Genomic DNA, 3,763 nt, shown 5'->3' with positions numbered 1-3,763 from the left:
TCGCCTCCACATCGGCCGCGTCGCTACTATGTTCACAACGGCGTCCTTCAGTATACCTGTCGTAGTCACGATCCGCATCCGCTTTCCGGCGGGTACCTCGCCTCGGCTATCAACCTGTGAACAGGCCGTACCCATCAGCATAACCATTAACAGGCTTAGGATTAGAGTAAAGGCTCTCATGCTAGGCAGACAGAAAAATATTGCGGGCCACCTCACTGGATACCACCAGGTTCTTTTTGTTTTCCAGGTTTATTTCCAGCGAGTTGTCATAAGGTATCTTGTCTATTACTTTAATTTTGGCTCCCAGGAATATACCCATTTTGTCAAGGTATTGCAGGAAGAGCGGCTGGGAGTCATTGACGCCTACTACGGTACCGGAACTGTTTACTTCCAGGTCAGCGAGCAGGCACTGCTGCTTGGTATTCATCTCGCCGTCTTCCGTAGGAATAGGGTCGCCGTGGGGGTCAAATTTTGGATAGCCCAGGAATTCATCGAGCCGCCTGATGAGCAGATCAGAGTTGATGTGCTCCAGTTCCTCCGCCATATCGTGCACTTCATCCCAGTTGAACTTCAGCTTCTCTACCAGAAAAACCTCCCATAACCTGTGTTTGCGGATGATCTGTAAAGCCACTCGTTCGCCTTTCCCGGTCAGCGTCACACCACGGTACTTCACATAGTCGGCTATACCTTTGGCACTGAGCTTCCGCAGCATATCGGTTACCGACGCAGCCTTGGTGTCCAGCGCATCTGCAATAGCATTGGTGTTCACCTCACGGTTGCCGCCATCCGAAAGCTTGTATATGGCTTTGATGTAGTTTTCTTCAGTAAAACTATGCACAGGTTTTTAATTGAGTGAATAATCGGTTGCGTGAGTTAGTGATTGAGCGGCTTGTTGACTGAGTGGTTGAATGATTGCGTGAGTTAGTGATTGTTTATAGTTTGATATAATTTATCCTTTAAAAATGTAAGATTCATATATCATACTTTATCTACAATCAATAACTCACGTAACCACTCAATCATAAATTACCAACGGATAAGCGCAGAGGCCCAGGTGAAGCCGGAGCCGAAAGCTGCCATGCATACCAGGTCACCCTCTTTGATGCGTCCTTCCTGCACGGCTTCGCTCAAAGCGATCGGTACAGAAGCTGCAGTAGTATTGCCATACTTGTGAATGTTGCTCATCACTTTTTCGGCTGGGAGCCCCATTTTCTGCTGTATGTAAGAGGTGATGCGCAGGTTGGCCTGATGCGGTATAAGCATGTCTACATCAGATGCCTTATATCCATTTTTATTAAGTGCTTCTTCAATTACCTCGGGGAAGCGTGTCACGGCGTGTTTGAACACCTGGTTGCCGTTCATGTAAGGGTAAATCGTGCCTTCATCGATCATCTCGTGCGTCAGGCGGTCCTTTTTGGTACTGCCCGGATCGATCACAGCCAGCTCCTCAGCAAACTCGCCATCGGAGTGCAGGTGCGTGGACAGGATGCCGCGCTCGTTGCTTTCAGAGGGAGTGAGGACCACCGCACCGGCACCGTCACCGAAGATTACCGATACGTTACGGCCGCGGGTAGAGAAGTCCAGACCGTTCGAGTGAATCTCGGAGCCTACCACCAGAATGTTGTCATACATGCCGGTTTTGATGAACTGGTCTGCTACCGAAAGTGCATACACAAAGCCAGAGCATTGGTTGCGCACATCCAGCGCTGGTATTTCTTTTAGTCCCATTTCACGTTGCATGAGCACCCCGGAGCCAGGAAACACATAGTCCGGGCTGAGGGTGGCAAACACGATCATGTCTACGTCTTCAGGCTTCAGGCCGGCCATTTCAAGTGCTTTCATGGAGGCCTTGGCTCCCATATTGGAGGTCGTATCTACCCCTTCCTGGAAATAGCGACGCTCCTGTATACCTGTTCGCTCACGGATCCATTCGTCAGAAGTTTCCATGAGTTTTTCCAGATCAAAATTGGTGACCACCTTCTCAGGTACATAATGGCCTACGCCAGCTATCTTTGAATTTCGCATAATATAAGGTTTAGCTTTACAAATATACTGATTCTATTTCAATTTAGATTCGTCTAAAAATAATTTTTAATGTTGCCTATACCTGAGCTAACAGTTGGTTGATGACATGTAGTAGTTTTACTTCTTCGCTTTCCCAATAAATGGAAGCAGGTATACCTGATTGATAAAAGGCTTTGGTGGTCAACTGTCTGGTGAGCTCGTCTATGTTTATTTGGATAAAGTCAACAGATATGCCCGCCTCGTTTCCCTCTACTATACCTTTCCACAAAGGGTTTTCCTGGATCAGAATAGGTAGTCCGAAGACCATGTATTCATATAGCTTGGTAGGGATGCAACGAAATGTGCTGGCATTGGGTCGATAGGGCAACAAACCAATATGGCTTTTCTCTATCTGCTGCAGAATAGCCTGGTGCGGTACCAGTTTGTCACCGCCTATCAGCTCTACGAAAGGCAGTGCCTGGCAGGCTTCTCTGAGTTTCGTCAAGGTATGGCTGCTGGCACAGTAGCCAATAATGGTCAGCTTTACATTTCCCCGAACCGCCTGCAGTTGCTTTGCCAGCCCAATAGCCTCCCATATCCCGTACTCTTCTGCTATAGTGCCACTGTAGAGCAGGCGCAACTGCCCATTAGCTGGCAGGCTGACCGGAGTTGCAGGCTCGATCGGATTGCCTTTGTACTTGTTCTGGATAAAGGTATAGCGGTTGCTGATGAAGGGAAGTTCATCGGCATAACTAATCTCAGCCAGCAGGAAGTGGTCTGTGTGGCTGGCTGTTATCTTTTCAACACTTCGTACCGCCAGGGCCAGTAGGTGCTTGAGAGGCCAGCTGTAATTGTGCTGCGCGCGCAGGTTGAGGCTATAATTCTCCCGTATGTCGTAAATGATCCTGGCACCATACCCGGCTTTATACAGCAGGGTGGGTAGCAACAGTTCGTGTGTGCCTACAATAACTACCTGTGGTTTGATGTGCTGCAGCAGACGGTAATAGTCACGCTGGGCAACCATACGGCCCGCGCTCAGCCTGCGAAACCGGAAGATCGGGTGAAAGTGCATGTTGGGCGGTGCTCCGGTAGGTAAAGGTGCTTCGTAACCGGCTACATGGATGCTCAGGTCCGCTAGTTTGCTAAGTGACAAGCCCAGCTTTTCGTAAAGGCGGGTATCATTTATAGGTTTCAGGAGCGAGGCTAGCAGGATTCTCTTTTCAGACATCGCCTAAATTTAATACTTTTACGCATTCATTCTCTAAAAACGAAAAATAGCATGGCATTACAGCAGATAATAGAGCAGGCCTGGGAAAACCGTGACTTGCTGAAAGAACAGAATACGATTGAGGCGATTCGCGCTGTCATAGAAGAGCTTGACAAAGGACGTCTGCGTGTGGCAGAGCCGGCAGGTGACGACTGGAAAGTTAACGAGTGGGTAAAAAAAGCGGTGCTGATGTACTTCCCGATCCAGGCCATGAAAACGATCGAAGTGGGACCCTTTGAGTTTCATGATAAGATCGCTCTGAAAAAGAATTATGCCGAGCTGGGTGTGCGTGTCGTGCCGCATGCGGTGGCCCGTTACGGTGCTTACCTTGCCAAAGGCGTGATCATGATGCCATCTTACGTGAACATCGGCGCCTATGTAGAAGAGGGTACCATGGTAGATACCTGGGCGACTGTAGGTAGCTGTGCTCAAGTGGGCAAGCATGTGCACCTGAGTGGAGGCGTTGGTTTGGGCGGTGTGCTGGAGCTGTAC

General features: G+C 49.1%; 4 protein-coding genes. 1 reads left to right on the top strand and 3 read right to left on the bottom strand.

Features of this window, described 5'->3' with window-relative positions:
- Positions 1–181: 181 nt before the first annotated feature.
- From O71_RS16140 to O71_RS16130, 3 genes are all read right to left on the bottom strand, one after another.
- The gene (locus tag O71_RS16140; RefSeq protein ID WP_007658845.1) at positions 182–838 is read right to left on the bottom strand and encodes a metal-dependent transcriptional regulator; all 657 of its coding nucleotides are present in this window, start codon (positions 836–838) and stop codon (positions 182–184) included.
- A 188-nt stretch (positions 839–1,026) separates the two neighbouring features.
- On the bottom strand, positions 1,027–2,025 hold the full coding sequence (locus O71_RS16135) for a 3-oxoacyl-ACP synthase III family protein (RefSeq protein WP_007658843.1): 999 nt from the start codon (positions 2,023–2,025) through the stop codon (positions 1,027–1,029).
- A 76-nt stretch (positions 2,026–2,101) separates the two neighbouring features.
- On the bottom strand, positions 2,102–3,232 hold the full coding sequence (locus O71_RS16130; protein WP_007658842.1) for a glycosyltransferase: 1,131 nt from the start codon (positions 3,230–3,232) through the stop codon (positions 2,102–2,104).
- Between the two features lie 51 nt (positions 3,233–3,283).
- Between O71_RS16130 and O71_RS16125 the strand changes: the two genes are divergently transcribed.
- Positions 3,284–3,763: 2,3,4,5-tetrahydropyridine-2,6-dicarboxylate N-succinyltransferase (locus tag O71_RS16125; protein ID WP_007658840.1), on the top strand; the 480-nt coding region annotated here is incomplete at its 3' end.

This window comes from Pontibacter sp. BAB1700 (assembly GCF_000277005.1).
Classification (GTDB): Bacteria; Bacteroidota; Bacteroidia; order Cytophagales; family Hymenobacteraceae; genus Pontibacter; species Pontibacter lucknowensis.
This window is presented reverse-complemented; position numbering and strand designations above follow the sequence as displayed.